The 16,656-nt window shown below is 70.0% G+C and carries 13 protein-coding genes and 1 pseudogene; 6 read left to right on the top strand and 8 right to left on the bottom strand.

The features are described from left to right. The first annotated feature begins 62 nt into the window (after positions 1 to 62). Both QF034_RS30115 and QF034_RS30110 read left to right on the top strand, forming a co-directional pair. Complete coding sequence (locus QF034_RS30115; RefSeq protein WP_307177843.1) at positions 63 to 2,228, top strand: RecQ family ATP-dependent DNA helicase; 2,166 nt, start codon at positions 63 to 65, stop codon at positions 2,226 to 2,228. A 352-nt stretch (positions 2,229 to 2,580) separates the two neighbouring features. After that, complete coding sequence (locus QF034_RS30110; RefSeq protein WP_086564991.1) at positions 2,581 to 3,195, top strand: hypothetical protein; 615 nt, start codon at positions 2,581 to 2,583, stop codon at positions 3,193 to 3,195. Between the two features lie 296 nt (positions 3,196 to 3,491). Here QF034_RS30110 and QF034_RS30105 read toward each other — a convergent pair whose 3' ends face one another. From QF034_RS30105 to QF034_RS30095, 3 genes are all read right to left on the bottom strand, one after another. After that, a complete protein-coding gene (locus QF034_RS30105; RefSeq protein ID WP_307177842.1) occupies positions 3,492 to 4,121 on the bottom strand; it encodes a hypothetical protein in 630 nt (209 codons plus the stop codon). Between the two features lie 68 nt (positions 4,122 to 4,189). Then, entirely contained in the window at positions 4,190 to 4,891 is a 702-nt protein-coding gene (gene rnhB, locus QF034_RS30100) for a ribonuclease HII (protein WP_307177841.1), read from the bottom strand. 82 nt (positions 4,892 to 4,973) lie between these two features. Next, positions 4,974 to 5,594, bottom strand: a complete 621-nt coding sequence (locus QF034_RS30095) for a TetR/AcrR family transcriptional regulator (RefSeq protein WP_307177840.1) — start codon at positions 5,592 to 5,594, stop codon at positions 4,974 to 4,976. Positions 5,595 to 5,781: 187 nt separating this feature from the next. Here QF034_RS30095 and QF034_RS30090 point away from each other — a divergent pair, with 187 nt between their 5' ends. Then, the gene (locus QF034_RS30090; protein WP_307177839.1) at positions 5,782 to 7,329 is read left to right on the top strand and encodes an MFS transporter; all 1,548 of its coding nucleotides are present in this window, start codon (positions 5,782 to 5,784) and stop codon (positions 7,327 to 7,329) included. A gap of 328 nt (positions 7,330 to 7,657) precedes the next feature. Here QF034_RS30090 and QF034_RS30085 read toward each other — a convergent pair whose 3' ends face one another. From QF034_RS30085 to QF034_RS30075, 3 genes are all read right to left on the bottom strand, one after another. Next, entirely contained in the window at positions 7,658 to 8,566 is a 909-nt protein-coding gene (locus tag QF034_RS30085; RefSeq protein WP_307177838.1) for an ADP-ribosylglycohydrolase family protein, read from the bottom strand. Positions 8,567 to 8,578: 12 nt separating this feature from the next. Next, positions 8,579 to 9,238, bottom strand: a complete 660-nt coding sequence (locus QF034_RS30080; protein WP_307177837.1) for a histidine phosphatase family protein — start codon at positions 9,236 to 9,238, stop codon at positions 8,579 to 8,581. Between the two features lie 151 nt (positions 9,239 to 9,389). After that, positions 9,390 to 9,995 (bottom strand): YdbC family protein, encoded by a 606-nt coding sequence (locus QF034_RS30075; protein ID WP_307177836.1) that lies wholly within the window; start codon positions 9,993 to 9,995, stop codon positions 9,390 to 9,392. A gap of 154 nt (positions 9,996 to 10,149) precedes the next feature. Between QF034_RS30075 and QF034_RS30070 the strand changes: the two genes are divergently transcribed. Next, positions 10,150 to 10,683 (top strand): TerD family protein, encoded by a 534-nt coding sequence (locus tag QF034_RS30070; protein WP_307177835.1) that lies wholly within the window; start codon positions 10,150 to 10,152, stop codon positions 10,681 to 10,683. A gap of 31 nt (positions 10,684 to 10,714) precedes the next feature. Beyond that, positions 10,715 to 11,494 carry a phosphotransferase gene (locus QF034_RS30065; protein WP_307177834.1) on the top strand — a complete coding sequence of 260 codons (780 nt, stop codon included), beginning with the start codon at positions 10,715 to 10,717 and terminating at the stop codon, positions 11,492 to 11,494. Positions 11,495 to 11,553: 59 nt separating this feature from the next. Here the strand turns inward: QF034_RS30065 and QF034_RS30060 are convergent. Then, positions 11,554 to 14,431 (bottom strand): annotated as a pseudogene (locus tag QF034_RS30060) (vitamin B12-dependent ribonucleotide reductase). A gap of 164 nt (positions 14,432 to 14,595) precedes the next feature. Next, complete coding sequence (nrdR, locus tag QF034_RS30055; RefSeq protein WP_029180822.1) at positions 14,596 to 15,156, bottom strand: transcriptional regulator NrdR; 561 nt, start codon at positions 15,154 to 15,156, stop codon at positions 14,596 to 14,598. Between the two features lie 620 nt (positions 15,157 to 15,776). Here nrdR and lexA point away from each other — a divergent pair. After that, complete coding sequence (gene lexA, locus QF034_RS30050; protein WP_030845416.1) at positions 15,777 to 16,556, top strand: transcriptional repressor LexA; 780 nt, start codon at positions 15,777 to 15,779, stop codon at positions 16,554 to 16,556. Positions 16,557 to 16,656: the final 100 nt, after the last annotated feature.

Below are 16,656 nucleotides of genomic sequence, written 5' to 3'. Positions count from 1 at the left end.
GAGGTGCCGGATTACCTCGTCCACCGCTCGCGCTGTCAGTGCCGTCCTGTTGTATGGAACGCATGGAGCACACGAGCAACGCGGATCTCCGGGCGGCGGCCGACGCGGTCCTCGCCCGTCTCGTCGGGGACGTCTCGGGGACGGCCCGGCTGCGGGAGGACCAGTGGCGGGCGATCGAGGCACTGGTCGCCGACAGACGCCGCGCCCTGGTCGTCCAGCGCACGGGCTGGGGCAAGTCCGCGGTCTACTTCGTGGCGACCTCGCTGCTGCGGGCGCAGGGCAGCGGTCCGACCGTGATCGTGTCCCCGCTGCTCGCGCTCATGCGGAACCAGGTCGAGGCGGCGGCCCGGGCCGGTATCCACGCCCGGACCATCAACTCCTCCAACACCGAGGAGTGGGATGCCGTTCAGGACGAGATCGCCGCGGGTGAGGTCGACGTCCTGCTGGTGAGTCCCGAGCGGCTGAACAACCCGGACTTCCGGGACCAGGTGCTGCCCCGGCTCGCGGCCGCCACCGGGCTGCTGGTGGTGGACGAGGCGCACTGCATCTCCGACTGGGGCCACGACTTCCGGCCGGACTACCGCCGGCTGCGCACGATGCTCGCCGACCTCCCGCCCGGTGTGCCGGTGCTCGCGACCACCGCCACCGCCAACGCGCGGGTGACGGCCGATGTCGCGGAACAGCTCGGAACGGGCGGCAGCTCGGACGCCCTCGTGCTGCGGGGCCCGCTGGACCGGGACAGCCTGAGCCTGAGCGTGCTCCGGCTGTCGGACGCCGCGCACCGGATGGCCTGGCTCGCCGAACACCTCGACGAGCTGCCGGGTTCCGGGATCATCTACACACTCACCGTGGCCGCGGCCGAGGAGGTCACCGCCTTCCTCCGGCAGCGCGGGCACACGGTCACCTCGTACACGGGCAAGACGGAGAACGCCGACCGTCAGCAGGCCGAGGAGGATCTGCTCGCCAACAAGGTGAAGGCGCTGGTCGCCACTTCGGCGCTCGGCATGGGCTTCGACAAGCCCGATCTGGGCTTCGTGGTGCACCTCGGTTCGCCCTCCTCCCCCATCGCCTACTACCAGCAGGTGGGCCGTGCGGGACGCGGCGTGGAGCATGCCGAGGTGCTCCTGCTCCCCGGGAAGGAGGACGAGGCGATCTGGGAGTACTTCGCGTCGCTCGCCTTCCCTTCGGAAGAGCTGGTGCGCCGCACGCTCGACATCCTCGCGCACGCGGAGAAGCCCCTCTCACTGCCCGCCCTGGAGCCCCTGGTGGAGCTGCGCCGCTCCCGCCTGGAGTCCATGCTCAAGGTCCTCGACGTGGACGGGGCGGTCAAGCGGGTCAAGGGAGGCTGGATCGCGACCGGGCAGCCCTGGACGTACGACTCCGAGCGGTACGCGTGGGTGGCGCGGCAGCGCAAGGCCGAGCAGCAGGCGATGCGCGAGTACGCGTCGACGACGGACTGCCGGATGGAGTTCTTGCAGCGCCAGCTGGACGACGAGGCCGCCAAGCCCTGCGGTCGCTGCGACAACTGCGCGGGCCCCCGCTTCACCGCGGACATGTCCGCGGAGGCGCTCGACGCCGCGCGCGTGGACCTGGGGCGTGCGGGTGTCGAGGTGGAGCCCCGCCGGATGTGGCCGACCGGGCTGCCGGCGATCGGAGTGGACCTCAAGGGACGGATCCCGGCCGGCGAACAGGCCGCGCCGGGACGTGCGTTGGGGCGTCTGTCGGACATCGGCTGGGGCAACCGGCTGCGGCCCATGCTCGCGGCCCAGGCTCCCGACGGGCCCGTGCCGGACGACGTGGCGAAGGCCGTGGTGGGTGTGCTGGCCGACTGGGCCAAGGGACCCGGCGGCTGGGCCCCGGGCGTGCCGGACCCGCAGCCCCGCCCGGTGGGCGTCGTCACCGTCGCCTCGCGCACACGCCCTCAGTTGATCGACTCCCTGGGGGCGCGCATCGCGGAGGTCGGCCGGCTGCGCCTGCTGGGCGCTGTCGAGTACACGGGCGACGTGTACCCGGGCCCCCGGAGCAACAGCGCACAGCGGCTGAAGGCGCTCGACGGGGCACTGACCGTGCCGCCCGCCCTCGCGTCCGCCCTCGCCGAGGCCCAGGGCCCGATCCTCCTCGTGGACGACTACACGGAGACCGGCTGGACCCTCGCGGTCGCGGCCCGCATGCTCCGACGCTGCGGTGCGCAGGGGGTGTTGCCGCTGGTGCTGGCCGTCCAGGGATGACAGCACGTCGAGAGGCGGGGGACACCCTGGCCGGACACGGCCTGCGACCGGGCACCGCCACCTGCCCGGTCGCGCACACCTCTGGACGCCGAGCACGCCCGTGACGTACGAACGTGTCGTGCTCGAACGCCCCATGGGTGGCCCGGCGACGCACAGGGTGAGGATATTAGCCGCGCATCATCTGATAACGGTCGACTGCGCCAATTGCTCGTTGCCGCATTCAAGTTCGACAGGAAGAATTGAGGTCCGCTCCCGCACGGTACGACCGCCGATCCGGTAGGGCTTCCCTGCGGTGCGCGCTCCCCGATTCCGACCCCGCCCGCAGTGTGGGCGCGTAGCCGAAGGGAGGACCGTGACCTTCGGATTCGCTCCGGCCTCGGCAGCGGCGTCGACGTCCGCCGCTTCCGCCAACCGCTTGCTCGAACCCGCGGAATGGGCCGCCGCCGGGATCCCACTGCTTCGCAACCCCCGTGAAGTCGTCAGCGGGCTGCACGCCCGGCACCACCCGCAGCCTGCGACCGCCGTCATCGCCGTGCTCGATCCGGACGAGCGGCTGCGGGCGAGCGCCTCGTTCGTCCGCCGGACGGCCCCGGCCGACGGCTGGATGTTCCGCAACGTGCTGCTGGCGCAGCTGCGCCGGATCATCCCGCACGATCTGCGACGCCGTACACCGGTGCGCACCGCCGTGCTGCTCTACTGCCGTGAGGGCGACGCGCGTTGGACCGAGGAGGACGGCGCGTGGATGTGGGGGCTGCGCGACGCCTGCACCCTGCACGGGCTGCGCTGCGGGGCGTACATCACGCTGACCCGCGACGGCTGGCAGGTGCTCGGCGAGGGCCGGGGCGGACGCCGCCCGCACTCTGCGTCGGCACCGGAGCCGTTCGACACGTCGGAGGCACCGCCGCCGCTGCCGCGCACCGGTGGCGCCGCCTCCGAGGTGCTGCGCCGCGCTGCGGCGGCACGCTGAGGACTCCCGACAGACCGTCCCGGGGACAGACGTTCCCTGGGACAGGCCGCCCCTGGGCAGACCGTTCCGCACAGAGTGGGGTCCCGGGCTGAGGGGCCGTACCCCGTCGTACGGCACACCACGGTTGCCGTGACCGGCAGTCGGAACGAGCATCCCGAACAGCTGAGACCACCGGGCGTACCTGCGCAGCCACGGCGCCCAGCCTTCCGGGCATGCCGGACCACCCGCCGTGCGGAGCCGCCGGAGCGGCGACTGAGGTCAGCCCCTGGCGCCCGACCGGGCGCCACGGCACCGACTCAGACGCTCGTGCCCAGCACCGAGTTGATCCGCTGCGGATCACCACAGACGATCAGCAGGGCGGTGGCCCGGGAGCGGGCGAGGGACAGGGCGCTCGCGGCTGCGGGCTCGGCACCGCCGTTGACGGCGACCACGACCACCGGGCGGGACGCGGCACGGTCGGCGACGGTGGCGTCCGTGTAGAAGACGTCGTCACCGGCGTCGTGCTGGGCCCAGTAGGAGGTCTCGCCGAACGACAGCTCGTGGGCGGCCCACGGGTGCTGTTCGCCGGTCGTGATCACCAGGACGTCGCCGGGGGCGCGACCGGAGTCCAGGAGCAGGTCCACGGCCTCCTCGGCAGCGTCGAGCGCGCCTTCGGCAGAAGCCGGGATCAGCTGGATCTGCGGGGTGGCCGGAGCGGCGGCACCGGCTGCGGGACCCGACGGACCGGGCTTGGCGGCCGCGTCACGCGGGGTGCGCTGCACCGGCGGCGCGGGTCGCACAGGACCGGGACGGCCGGGACGCGACGGAGCCGCGGGACGGGGGCCGGGTACGGGGCGAGGGGTCGGCGCGGTACGGCCGCTGGCCGGAGTGGCGCGGGGACCCTGGGCACTCTCGTGAATCTGAGGCTCCTCGGGAATGAGAGGCATGGGTTGATATTTATCAAACGTTGGTACGGCCCGCGTCGGCGGGTGGCGCATGTGTGCGAACGAAAGCGTCAGAAATCGAAGCCCAGCTGACCCTCGATTTCCGGAACACTTCCGTCCGTCCAGGTGCGGACCTTCTTGAGGTGCCGCCACTGGGGCAGCGCATCAAGATACGCCCACGACAACCGGTGGTAGGGGGTGGGGCCCCGCTCCGCCAGTGCGGCCTTGTGCACGGGTGAGGGATACCCGGCGTTGTCCGCAAAACCGAAGTCTGCATGGTCGATACCCAGTTCGGCCATCATTTTGTCGCGCTGGACCTTGGCGATCACCGAGGCCGCCGCGACAGCCACGCACGACTGGTCGCCCTTGATCACCGTACGGACCCGCCAGGGCGCACCGAGATAGTCGTGTTTCCCGTCGAGGATGACCGCGTCGGGGCGGACCGGCAGAGCGTCCAGGGCACGTCCCGCGGCGAGCCGCAGCGCGGCCGTCATCCCCAGGCTGTCTATCTCCTCCGGAGAGGCGTGCCCCAGGGCGTACGACGTCACCCACTTCCGCAGTTCCTCGGCGAGTTCGGTGCGTCGCTTGATGGTGAGCAGCTTCGAGTCGGTGAGACCCTCGGGCGGCCGGCGCAGTCCGGTGATCGCCGCGCAGACGGTGACGGGACCGGCCCACGCGCCGCGCCCCACCTCGTCGACACCTGCAACGATCTTCGCTCCGGTCGTGGCTCGAAGGGAGCGCTCGACGGTGTGAGTAGGCGGTTCGTACGGCATGGCGACCCTAGGTTACGCCGCCCGGAACCGCCCGCGACACCCCGGTCGGCCTCAGCGCTGTCACGGCCGTCGCCGACCCCGGTCAGGCGCCGCTCGACCGCAGCAGCGGAACCATCAACTGGTCGATCATCTCCTCGATTTCCTGGTCCCGCCATTCACAGCCGCACATCTTGGAGCGGTACATCATCATCGCCGGGATGGCGTCGAAGACGTATCCGTTCGCGGCGTCGGAACGCACCTCGCCTCGCCTGATCCCACGCTCGATGACTTCCCGCAGCATCTTGATGGTGGGCTCCACGACCCCGTCGAAGATCACGGCATGGAAGCGCTCCGCCTGCGTCGTGTCGCATTCGTGAATCACCGAGCGAAGCGCGAAACCCGGGCGGGAGAACATCGCATCGCGGGCTCTGCGGCAGAGCGTCAAGAGGTCCTCACGCACGCTCCCCTCGTCCGGTACCGCGTCGAAGCGCGGCAGTCCGGCACGCAGGGCGTCGGCGACGAGGTCCTCCTTGGACGGCCAGCGCCGATAGACGGCGGCCTTGCCGGTCTGGGCACCGGCTGCGACGCCTTCCATCGTCAGGCCGTTCCAGCCGACGGTGCTGAGTTGGTCCAGCGCGGCGTCGAGGATCGCGCGTTCGAGCACGGCGCCGCGGCGGCGGGCTGCCGTCTGAGCGGGGGCGTCCGCCCAGCTCGGGGTAACCATCGAACTCTCTCCAACGAGCAGATGAAGCGGGGATTTCGGGGTGGGGGGACGTGCCGGACGGCAGTAAAGGGGGACGTGCCGCACGACGACGCCACAAGTGAACGCTTGCGTTCACTGTCGGGGACTCACTACCTTTGACGCGGCAGTGAACGCGAGCGTTCACTAACGCACTCGTGGGGGACCCATAGTGACAACCTCTCCATTGCTCAAGGACCAGAAGCCAGGTGCGGCACGCCGGGAGGGACACCCCGGCATCGCGCTCACCGTCATCGCGGCCTGCCAACTCATGGTCGTACTCGACGCGACGATTGTGAACATCGCGCTCCCGCACATTCAAGACGCACTCAAGTTCAGTACCACCGACCTCACCTGGGTCGTCAGCTCCTACACACTCACCTTCGGCGGTCTGCTGCTCCTCGGCGGCCGCGCCGGTGACATCCTCGGGCGCCGCAGGGTGTTCATGACCGGCATCCTGCTGTTCACCTTCGCCTCGCTGCTCGGCGGGCTCGCCCAGGAGCCGTGGCAGCTGCTGGCCGCGCGGGTCCTCCAGGGCGTGGGAGGCGCGATCGCGTCGCCCACCTCGCTGGCGCTCATCACCACCACGTTCCCCGAGGGCCCGGAACGCAACCGGGCCTTCGGTGTCTTCGCCGCGGTCTCCGCGGGCGGCGGTGCCATCGGCCTGCTCGCGGGCGGCATGCTCACCGAGTGGCTCGACTGGCGCTGGGTGCTCTTCGTGAATGTGCCGATCGGTGTGCTGATCGCCGTGCTCACCCCGCTCTACATCAGCGAGTCCGAGCGGCACACCGGACGCTTCGACATAGCCGGCGCGGTGACCTCGACCGCGGGCATGGCATCCCTTGTCTACGGCTTCATACGGGCGGCGGACGAGGGCTGGCGGGACAGCCTCACCATCGGGTCCTTCGTCGCCGCGGTGGTCCTGCTGCTGGCCTTCGGGATCATCGAGTCCCGGGCCAAGGAGCCGATCACCCCGCTGCGGATGTTCACCGACCGGAACCGCTCGGGCACGTACGTGATCATGCTGAGCCTCGCGGCGGCGATGTTCGGCATGTTCTTCTACATCGTGCTGTTCGTGCAGAACGTGCTCGGCTACAGCCCGATCGAAGCGGGGCTCGCCTTCCTGCCCGTGACCGTCGTGATCGCGCTCGGCGCGGGGCTGTCGCAGCGGTTCCTGCCGGTGCTGGGTCCGAAGCCGTTCATGCTCCTGGGCTCGGCGCTCGCGGCGATCGGACTGGCCTGGCAGGCGCTCATCAGCTCCGACAGCTCGTACGTCGGCGGGGTTCTCGGCCCGATGCTGGTGTTCGGCTTCGGCATGGGCCTGAACTTCGTGACGCTGACGCTCACCGCCGTCTCCGGTGTCGCCCAGCACGAGGCGGGCGCCGCGTCCGGGCTGCTCAACACCACGCAGCAGGTGGGCGGATCGCTGGGTCTGTCCATCCTGACGACGGTGTTCGGCACGGCGACCAGGGACGAGGCGGAGAAGCAGCTTCCGCAGTTCATGGCCGAAGGCTCCCCCGAGCAGAAGGCGGAGTTCGCCACGACGCATCAGCTGCCCGCGCCGTGGGGGCACGAGGTGCTGGCCCAGGGCATCTCCGCCGCCTTCGTCCCGGCCGCGGCCATGGCCGTCCTCGCCCTGGCCACCGCCTGGTTGGTGATCCGGGTCCGCAAGAGCGACCTGGAGGCACTCTCCGGCTCGGCCGGGCCGGGGCTGGGCTGACGCGAAGGCATCGCGGGACGGCTCCGGTGGCTCGCCGGCGGGCTCGACACAGGCCTGCCGGCGGCTGCCGGGCCGGTCCGTGACCGGCCGCGCATGCCCCACGCGGCGTGCGCATGCGTCCCACCAGTGGATCAGAACAGCCAGCAAGACCTCCATGATCACCTCCCGTCGCCCTCCCTGGACGTACCTCCAGCGTGTGCCGCCTCATGGCTCACACCACGGATGTCACGACAACGAGCGGGTGGTCACGGAGAGTTCCCGATGCGCACGGAGAGTTCTGACGGCAAGCCGATTGAAGGCCGGCCCCATGCAGAAGAGTCTCTGACCGCTAGACCGACGCGGGCACCCAGTCCGGCAGCGGCTCCGTCCGCGCCACCCACTCGGCGGGCGGCGCCCCCGCCTTCCCCGAGGCGATCACGCCGCCCACGATGGCACAGGTGGTGTCGACGTCCCCGCCGACCTGCGCGGTCGTCCAGAACGCCTGCTGGTAGTCACCGAGACTTCGCGCGGCCGACCAGAGGGCGAAGGGCACGGTGTCGTGGGCGGTCGTCCGCCGTCCGCAGCCCAGTACCGCCGCGACCGTGGCCGGGTCGGCGTAGTCGAGCATGTCCCTGGCCCGGCGCAGTCCCGCACCCACCGCGCTCTTCTTCGGCACCAGGTCGATGACCCCGTCGAGGAGGGCCTCGGCACCGGGCGGCCCGCCGGGGGCGGCGGCGAACGCGGCGGCCGCGGAGACCGCCATGGCGCCGACGACGGCCTCGCGATGCTGGTGGGTGGTGTAGGCCGAGATCTCCGCCTGGTGCGTCGCCTGCTCCGGGTCGTCCGCGTACCAGGCGCCCAGCGGGGCGATCCGCATCGCGGCGCCGTTGCCCCAGGACCCCTGTCCGTTGAAGAGCGCGGCGGCGAGTTCGCGCCAGTCGCCGCCCTCCCGGACGAGCCGCAGCAGGCGGTTGACCGCAGGCCCGTAGCCCCGGTCGAAATCATGGTGCTCGGCGAAGGAGCGGGCCAGGGCGTCCTGGTCGATGCGGTGGTGAGCGACCAGGACGGCGACGACGGAACCGGCCATCTCCGTGTCGTCGGTCCACTGCCACGGCCCGGACGGGAGCTCGCGGCGCTTGAGCAGCGGGTAGTTCACGGGCACGAAGTACTGGGAACCCAGGGCGTCCCCGACGGACAGTCCGCGCAGGCTTGCCAGGGCGCGGTCCAGGCGCCCGTCGGTGGAGGAATCAGCGGTCATCGCCCTGCCACTCTATCCAGTGATCCCGTAGGGCTCGGGATCACGCCAGCGGTCGAACGGCCGGTCGAGCGTGTACTTGCCGTCGTCTCCCAGAACGAGCATCCGCATCTCGCCGTTCCCCGGGTTCGACAGTGACTCGAACTCGGCGACCGTCCAGTGGAACCACCGCATGCAGAACAACCGCATGGCCAGACCGTGGGTGACGATCAGGACGTTCGGCGGATGGTCGGGGTCCTCGAAGCTGCGGAACAGGCTCTCCAGGAAGCCGCCGACCCGGTCGTAGACGTCGGCACCGGACTCGCCCTGGGCGAAACGGTAGAAGAAGTGGCCGTACGCGTCACGGTAGGTCTTCTGGAGGCGGACCTCGTCCCGGTCCTGCCAGTTGCCCCAGTCCTGCTCGCGCAGCCGGGGTTCCTCGCGCACCCGTATGAGCCCGGGGTCGAGGTGGAAGGCGCGCAGTGTCTCGTGCGTGCGGCGGTACGGGGAGACGTACACGCTGACGCGCTCACCGCCGAACAGCTCGCGCAACCGCTCGCCCGTCGCCTCCGCCTGCCGCCGGCCCCGCTCGGTCAGCGCCAGGGCGTGGTCGGGTTCACGCTCGTACACGGAGTCATCAACATTGCCCGTTGACTCGCCGTGCCGGACAAGGACGATGCGCCGTGGTCGTGCCATGCCAAAACCCTAGATCGGGTGGGGCCCCATCGAGCACTCGCACCGCGCCCATACAGCGTAGGTCACACACATCCTGCACCACAGATCACACAGGTCGCACGTCCGTCCGACCGGAATCAATCAGTCCGGGCCCGCCCGGCTTACCCGGACATCAGACCGTCCAGCTCGGCTCCATGTCCACGACGTCCCCGGTGAGCGCCGCGACGTCCGCCTCCGTCTGGGCCCGCAGGGCGAGCCGCTCCACGCGTTCCGTGCGGTACTTGCCGTGCTCGGCGGCCGACCGCCACATCGACAGCACCATGAACTCGTTCCCGGGTGCCTCGCCGAACAGCCCGCGCACCATGCCGGGCGAGCCGGCCATCGCCGGGTTCCATACCTTCTCCTGCATCAGCACGAAGTGCTCGACCCGCTCCTCGTGGACACGGCAGAGCGCCACGCGCAGCAGGTCGGCGTCCGTGAAGCGCGGTTCGAACCCGGTCTTCACATCGAAGCGGTAGTCGAAGAGCCTGACCTGGGCGTCCTTGAACGTGCCCGACTGGGCCGACGCGAGCCGGTCGTGGGACCGCGCCATGAAGGAGTCGTAGAAGGCGCGGCTCTCCCAGAACGCGAAGATGTGCGCCACGTCCGGCCGCCCGCGGCTCCAGCCACCCCCCTGCCCCCGAAACCCCGGCTCCCCCAGAAGCCCCGCCCACTTCCGCTGCCCCCGCTCGAAACCGCGGCGGTCCACCACGGTGCAGCGAATCCACTTGACCAGCACCGCGCCATGGTAAGGCCACGGAGCGTGGCGCCGGTCACTCTCGGCTGGACCGCTCTCCGGCGCGCGCACCCGCCCGCGTGGCAGGATGGACAAACAGTCATGACCGCCCGGCAGTTGAGGCGAGCGGGCGGGTCGGTACGGGGAAGGGGAGCTGGTGGACGGGCTGAACAAGGGGCTGCGCAAGGTCGAGATCGCGGTGCGGTGGGATCCCAGTCCCGCGGGGCAGCCGTCCACCGACCTGGACCTCGTCGCGGCGACCTATCTGGCGGACGCTCCTCACGGCGATCCTGCCTATCTCGTGCACTTCGACAGCCGCTCCCCCGACGGCACCATCTATCTCAACCGGGACAGCAAGGACGGCCAGGGCTTCGGCTACGACGAGGTCATGACGCTGGAACTCGACCGGCTCGACGGCCGGTACGCGCGCGTGGTGGTCGGTGTCGTCATCCAGCAGCGCCCGGAGGAGCGCACGTTCGTCAGTGTGGTGAACCCCGGGTTGCGCATCCGCGAGGGGTACACGGTCCTGGCCGAGGACGACTTCGGGGGTGTCCTGGGGGCCACGGCGGCGACGGTCGCGGAGTTCGTCCGGGACGGTTCCGGTCCCTGGGACTTCCGCCCCGGCCTCCGTGGTTTCGAGGGGGACCCCGTGGACTTCGCCAGGACGATGGGTGCCGCACACCGTCCGTGAGTTCTCCCCGGAGAACCCTCGGGAATCAGGGGTGAACCCAATCTTCCCGGGCGGCTGGGACTGCGAGGCCCGGCTGGTCGACGGCCGCTGGGTCGAACGTCGTCCCCGCCGCCCGGATGTGGAGCGGCAACTCCGGACGGAGACCCGCCTGCTGCCCTGGCTCGCACCGCACCTGCCGCTCGCGGTGCCGGTGCCCCACGTCGTGTCCGACGATCCGCTCACCGTTCGGCACGCCTTGGTCCCGGGTGAACCTCTGGAGGAGCTGGATGCCGCCCAGGGACGCGCCTTGGGGCTGTTCCTGCGGGCCTTGCACGGGGCAGACACCGATGAGGCCGTGCGACGCGGCGTGCCGCCCCCGCGGGAGGTGCTCCGGGAACGCGCCACACTGGCGGACGACTTCCGGGCTCGCGTGCTGCCCCTCCTGCCGCCGGACCGGCACAACCCCGCCTCCGGCCTGCTGAAGGCCGTCGGCGCACTGCCCGCCGAGGCCCTCGTCCACGGGGATCTCGGGCCCGAGCATCTGCTGGCCCAGGACGGTGCCCTCACCGGTGTCATCGACTTCGGCGACGTGCACATCGGAGACCATGCCATCGACCTGGCATGGGCGCTCAACGGCTCCCCACCGGCGTTCGCCGACGCCTGCGCGACCGCCTACGGGGCACGGCCGGCGCTGCGCCGACGCTCCCGGATCTGGCACCGTCTGGGCCCCTGGTACGAGGTCACGCACGGGTTGGACACCGGCGACCAGGACACCGTCCGGTCGGGACTGGACGGCGTGCTGGACAGGCTTCCCGGCATCGGCGGCCCGTGACGACAAGAGGGGCACCGGCCCGAAGGCGGTGCCCCTCTGTCATCGGCTCAGGCCCGGCGTCAGCTGCAACCGCTGGTCGAGCCGCAGCCCTCGCAGATGTAGCAGGAACCGGCACGCTGCATCTTCGTACCGCAGGAGAAGCACAGCGGGGCGTCGGCCTGGATGCCCAGTTGCATCTCCACCAGTTCGGCACTGGTGTGGGCCGTCTGCGGGGCGGGCTTGGCCGCCTCTTCGTTCTTCGGCGCGGAGACGGCCTTCAGCTCCTGGGCGCGCGGCGCCGACTGGGCCAAGCCCTCGACGTCGACCTCGTCCTCGTTCGGCTCGTACGAACCGGTCTCCAAGTGACGCTGACGCTCCTCGGCGGAGTGGATGCCGAGCGCGGAGCGCGTCTCGAACGGCAGGAAGTCCAGCGCCAGGCGGCGGAAGATGTAGTCGACGATCGACTGCGCCATCCGCACGTCCGGGTCGTCCGTCATGCCGGCCGGCTCGAAGCGCATGTTCGTGAACTTCGAGACGTACGTCTCCAGCGGGACGCCGTACTGGAGGCCGACGGAGACCGCGATGGAGAAGGCGTCCATCATGCCCGCGAGGGTCGAGCCCTGCTTGGACATCTTCAGGAAGACCTCGCCCAGACCGTCGTCCGGGTATGAGTTGGCGGTCATGTAGCCCTCGGCGCCGCCGACGGTGAAGGACGTTGTGATGCCGGGGACGTCCCTTCGGAAGGCGCTTGCGGACCGGGCGGTACTCGACGACCTTCTCGACCTTGGCCTCGACGGCGGCGGGCTCCTCGGCCTTCTCCTCCCACTTCTTGGTGGAGAGCGGCTGGCCGACCTTGCAGTTGTCGCGGTAGATCGCGAGCGCCTTGACGCCCAGCTTCCAGGCCTCGAAGTAGATCTCCTCGACCTCCTCGACGGTCGCCGTCTCCGGCATGTTGACCGTCTTGGAGATGGCGCCGGAGATCCACGGCTGGATCGCGGCCATCATGCGGACGTGGCCCATCGGGGAGATGGCCCGCTCGCCCATGGCGCAGTCGAACACCTCGTAGTGCTCGGGCTTGAGACCCGGGGCGTCGATCACGTTGCCGTGCTCGGCGATGTGGGCGACGATCGCCTCGATCTGCTCTTCGAGGTAGCCGAGACGGCGCAGGGCCTGCGGGACGGTGCCGTTGACGATCTGCATCGAGCCGCCGCCGACCAGCTTCTTGAACTTGACCAGCGCGAGGTCGGGCTCGACACCGGTGGTGTCGCAGGACATCGCGAGGCCGATGGTGCCGGTCGGGGCCAGCACGGACGCCTGGGAGTTACGGAAACCGTTCTTCTCGCCGAGGCGCAGGACGTCCTGCCACGACTCGCTGGCGGCGGCCCACACCGGGGTGTCCAGGTCGTCCATGCGGACGGCCTTGTCGTTGGCGTCGGAGTGCTGCTTCATGACGCGCTTGTGGGCGTCGGCGTTGCGGGCGTAGCCGTCGTACGGGCCGACGACCGCGGCGAGTTCGGCGGAGCGGCGGTACGCCGTACCCGTCATCAGGGAGGTGATGGCGCCGGCGAGGGAGCGGCCGCCGTCGGAGTCGTAGGCGTGGCCGGTGGCCATCAGCAGGGCGCCGAGGTTGGCGTAGCCGATGCCGAGCTGGCGGAACGCGCGCGTGTTCTCGCCGATCTTCTGGGTCGGGAAGTCGGCGAAGCAGATCGAGATGTCCATCGCGGTGATGACCAGCTCGACGACCTTCTGGAAGCGCTCGGCCTCGAAGGACTGGTTGCCCTTGCCGTCGTCCTTCAGGAACTTCATCAGGTTCAGCGAGGCCAGGTTGCAGGACGTGTTGTCCAGGTGCATGTACTCGCTGCACGGGTTCGACGCGGTGATCCGGCCGGACTCGGGGCAGGTGTGCCAGTTGTTGATGGTGTCGTCGTACTGGATGCCGGGGTCGGCGCAGGCCCAGGCGGCCTCGGCGATCTTGCGGAAGAGCTGCTTGGCGTCGACCTCCTCGATGACCTCGCCGGTCATCCGGCCGCGCAGCCCGAACTTGCCACCCTGCTCGACGGCCGTCATGAACTCGTCGTTCACACGGACCGAGTTGTTGGCGTTCTGGTACTGGACGGAGGCGATGTCGTCGCCGCCCAGGTCCATGTCGAAGCCCGCGTCGCGCAGGACGCGGATCTTCTCCTCTTCCTTGACCTTGGTCTCGATGAAGTCCTCGATGTCGGGGTGGTCCACGTCCAGGACGACCATCTTGGCGGCGCGGCGGGTGGCGCCACCGGACTTGATCGTTCCTGCGGAGGCGTCGGCGCCGCGCATGAAGGAGACAGGGCCGGAAGCGTTGCCGCCGGAGGACAGCAGCTCCTTGGAGGAACGGATCCGGGAGAGGTTCAGGCCGGCACCGGAGCCGCCCTTGAAGATCATGCCCTCTTCCTTGTACCAGTCGAGGATCGACTCCATGGAGTCGTCGACGGACAGGATGAAGCAGGCGGAGACCTGCTGGGGCTGTTTGGTGCCGACGTTGAACCAGACAGGGCTGTTGAAGCTGAAGATCTGGTGCAGGAGGGCGTACGCCAGCTCGTGCTCGAAGATCTCGGCATCGGCGGGCGAGGCGAAGTACTTGTGGTCCTCTCCGGCCTTCCGGTACGTCTTCACGATGCGGTCGATCAGCTGCTTGAGGCTGGTCTCACGCTGCGGGGTGCCGACGGCACCACGGAAGTACTTGCTGGTGACGATGTTGACCGCGTTCACCGACCAGAAGTCGGGGAACTCGACGCCACGCTGCTCGAAGTTGACCGAGCCGTCGCGCCAGTTGGTCATGACGACGTCACGGCGCTCCCAGGCCACCTCGTCGTACGGGTGGACACCAGGGGTGGTGTGGATGCGCTCGATACGCAGGCCCTTGCTCGCCTTGGTGCTCTTGGCGCGGGAACTCCGTGCCGGACCGCTCGCCGTCTCTGTCATGCCGCCTCCCTGTACGGGCGAAAACGCCCTGAAGTGCCCCGTTGTTCCCGTGGCACGGTGTTCTGTCTGATGCTGCGGGCACCCACTCACATCGCCCGCAACAGGTCTTCACATCGCCGCCGCCCGGCCGGGCCCGGAGCTGCCGTCCGGGTCCGGCCCGCCGGTCAGTCGGCGGCGCCTGCGGGCTCGGGGACGTGTCCCGTCCCTCCGGGCCCGCGGTCGTCTTCCTGGCTCCCCGCCCCCGCGTCCTCGCGGTCTCCGTCGTCCGCGTCGGGGCGTCCCGTCTCTTCCCTGAGCTCCGCGATGGCCGCCTCGAAGTCCTCGAGCGAGTCGAACGCCCGGTAGACGGAGGCGAAGCGCAGATACGCGACGAGATCGAGCTCCTGCAACGGGCCGAGTATGGCCAGTCCCACGTCATGGGTGGTCAGCTCGGCGCTTCCGGTGGCCCGCACCGCCTCCTCGACCCGCTGGCCGAGCTGGGCGAGCGCGTCCTCGGTGACGGGCCGTCCCTGACACGCCTTGCGCACGCCATTGATGATCTTGGTACGGCTGAATGGCTCGGTGACTCCGGACCGCTTGACCACCATGAGCGAGCACGTCTCCACAGTCGTGAAACGACGGGAGCAGTCAGGGCACTGGCGGCGCCTGCGGATGGACGTGCCGTCGTCGGTCGTACGGCTGTCGACGACACGGCTGTCGGGGTGCCTGCAGAAGGGGCAGTGCATGAACTCCAACCCTCCTCACAGCAGACTCATAAGCATCGCTGGGCCTCTTGCGCCCCACGAAGCAGCCCCAAGCATAGGCGATGACCATGAGCGCGAAGACCCGGGGGACCACAACTTGTGGGCTGCTGTTGCAATCCAACCACTAGATGTGGGGATTGGCTCATACACGCACGCCACACGCGCGTGTCGCGCGGGTCTACGCAGGTAACACGCGAGCGGTCCGGCCACGCCGGCCTCGTACGCCCTCAGCGACACCGCCAAGAGGCCCGGCCGACCCCGCCGGCCCCATCCCTGCGCGCACAGCCGTATCGCTGCGGCAGATGCGGGGATACCGTGGGCGCCGCGAGGAGGGGGCGTGACACTCCCGCACAGATGAGGGCTGGTCCCGGGGCAGGAGAGTGCCGGATGGCAGACTGAGGCACCAGCCCCCGAGGCGATCACCCCGGCGGTGAAGAGTACAGCAATGGGCGCTTTTGCCCGCCAGGTGGAGCGGTAGCTAATACACCCGGACACATGATCGCGTCAGCAGATTCGCGATTTTTCACTCGAACGTGTGTTTGGCGCAACCTTTCGAAAGCTACTACCGTTGTGCAGCAGGGAGACCATCGAGAGGGGCCGACGTGACCACCACCGCAGACAGTGCCGCCATCACTGCCCAGGACCGCTCCCAGGGCCGACTGGAGCCGGTGCACGCGATGAACGAAGCCACGAACCCTGAGGGGCACAAGCGCTCCCTGCCGGGACGACCTCCCGGCATCCGGGCGGACAGTTCCGGACTCACCGACCGCCAGCGCCGCGTGATCGAGGTCATCAGGGACTCCGTGCAGCGGCGCGGCTACCCGCCGTCGATGCGCGAGATCGGCCAGGCCGTCGGCCTGTCCAGCACCTCTTCCGTCGCACACCAGCTGATGGCACTGGAGCGCAAGGGCTTCCTGCGCCGCGACCCGCACCGCCCGCGCGCGTACGAGGTGCGCGGTTCCGACCAGGCCGCCTCCGTGCAGCCCACGGACACCGCGGGCAAGCCGGCAGCGTCGTACGTCCCGCTGGTCGGCCGCATCGCCGCCGGTGGGCCGATCCTCGCCGAGGAGTCCGTCGAGGACGTCTTTCCCCTCCCCCGCCAGCTCGTCGGCGACGGTGAGCTGTTCGTCCTGAAGGTCGTCGGCGACTCGATGATCGAGGCCGCCATCTGCGACGGCGACTGGGTCACGGTGCGCCGCCAGCCAGTCGCCGAGAACGGCGACATCGTGGCCGCGATGCTCGACGGTGAAGCCACCGTCAAGCGCTTCAAGCGCGAGGACGGCCACGTCTGGCTCCTCCCGCACAACGCGGCCTACGAGCCGATCCCCGGCGACGACGCGACCATCCTCGGCAAGGTGGTGGCCGTACTGCGCCGCGTCTGAGTCTGCGCACCGCGTCGGGTGGGCCCAGTCGGCCCGCCCTCTGACCGGGCCCCGGGACCCCTGCGCCGGTTCCGGGGCCCTGCGCTGTCCGGGCCCCGGT

It is taken from the genome of Streptomyces africanus (assembly GCF_030816955.1).
GTDB classification, from domain to species: Bacteria; Actinomycetota; Actinomycetes; order Streptomycetales; family Streptomycetaceae; genus Streptomyces; species Streptomyces africanus.
Note: the sequence above shows the minus strand (reverse complement) of the source record. Positions and strands in the feature narration are given on the sequence as shown.

Bases quoted from the DNA above. Each gene is read 5' to 3' on its own strand.
- QF034_RS30105 (WP_307177842.1), bottom strand. From the start codon at position 4,121: ATGCCTCTCATTCCCGAGGAGCCTCAGATTCACGAGAGTGCCCAGGGT.
- QF034_RS30095 (WP_307177840.1), bottom strand. From the start codon at position 5,594: ATGGTTACCCCGAGCTGGGCGGACGCCCCCGCTCAGACGGCAGCCCGC.
- QF034_RS30085 (WP_307177838.1), bottom strand. From the start codon at position 8,566: ATGACCGCTGATTCCTCCACCGACGGGCGCCTGGACCGCGCCCTGGCA.
- rnhB (WP_307177841.1), bottom strand. From the start codon at position 4,891: ATGCCGTACGAACCGCCTACTCACACCGTCGAGCGCTCCCTTCGAGCC.
- QF034_RS30080 (WP_307177837.1), bottom strand. From the start codon at position 9,238: ATGGCACGACCACGGCGCATCGTCCTTGTCCGGCACGGCGAGTCAACG.
- QF034_RS30115 (WP_307177843.1), top strand. From the start codon at position 63: ATGGAGCACACGAGCAACGCGGATCTCCGGGCGGCGGCCGACGCGGTC.
- nrdR (WP_029180822.1), bottom strand. From the start codon at position 15,156: ATGCACTGCCCCTTCTGCAGGCACCCCGACAGCCGTGTCGTCGACAGC.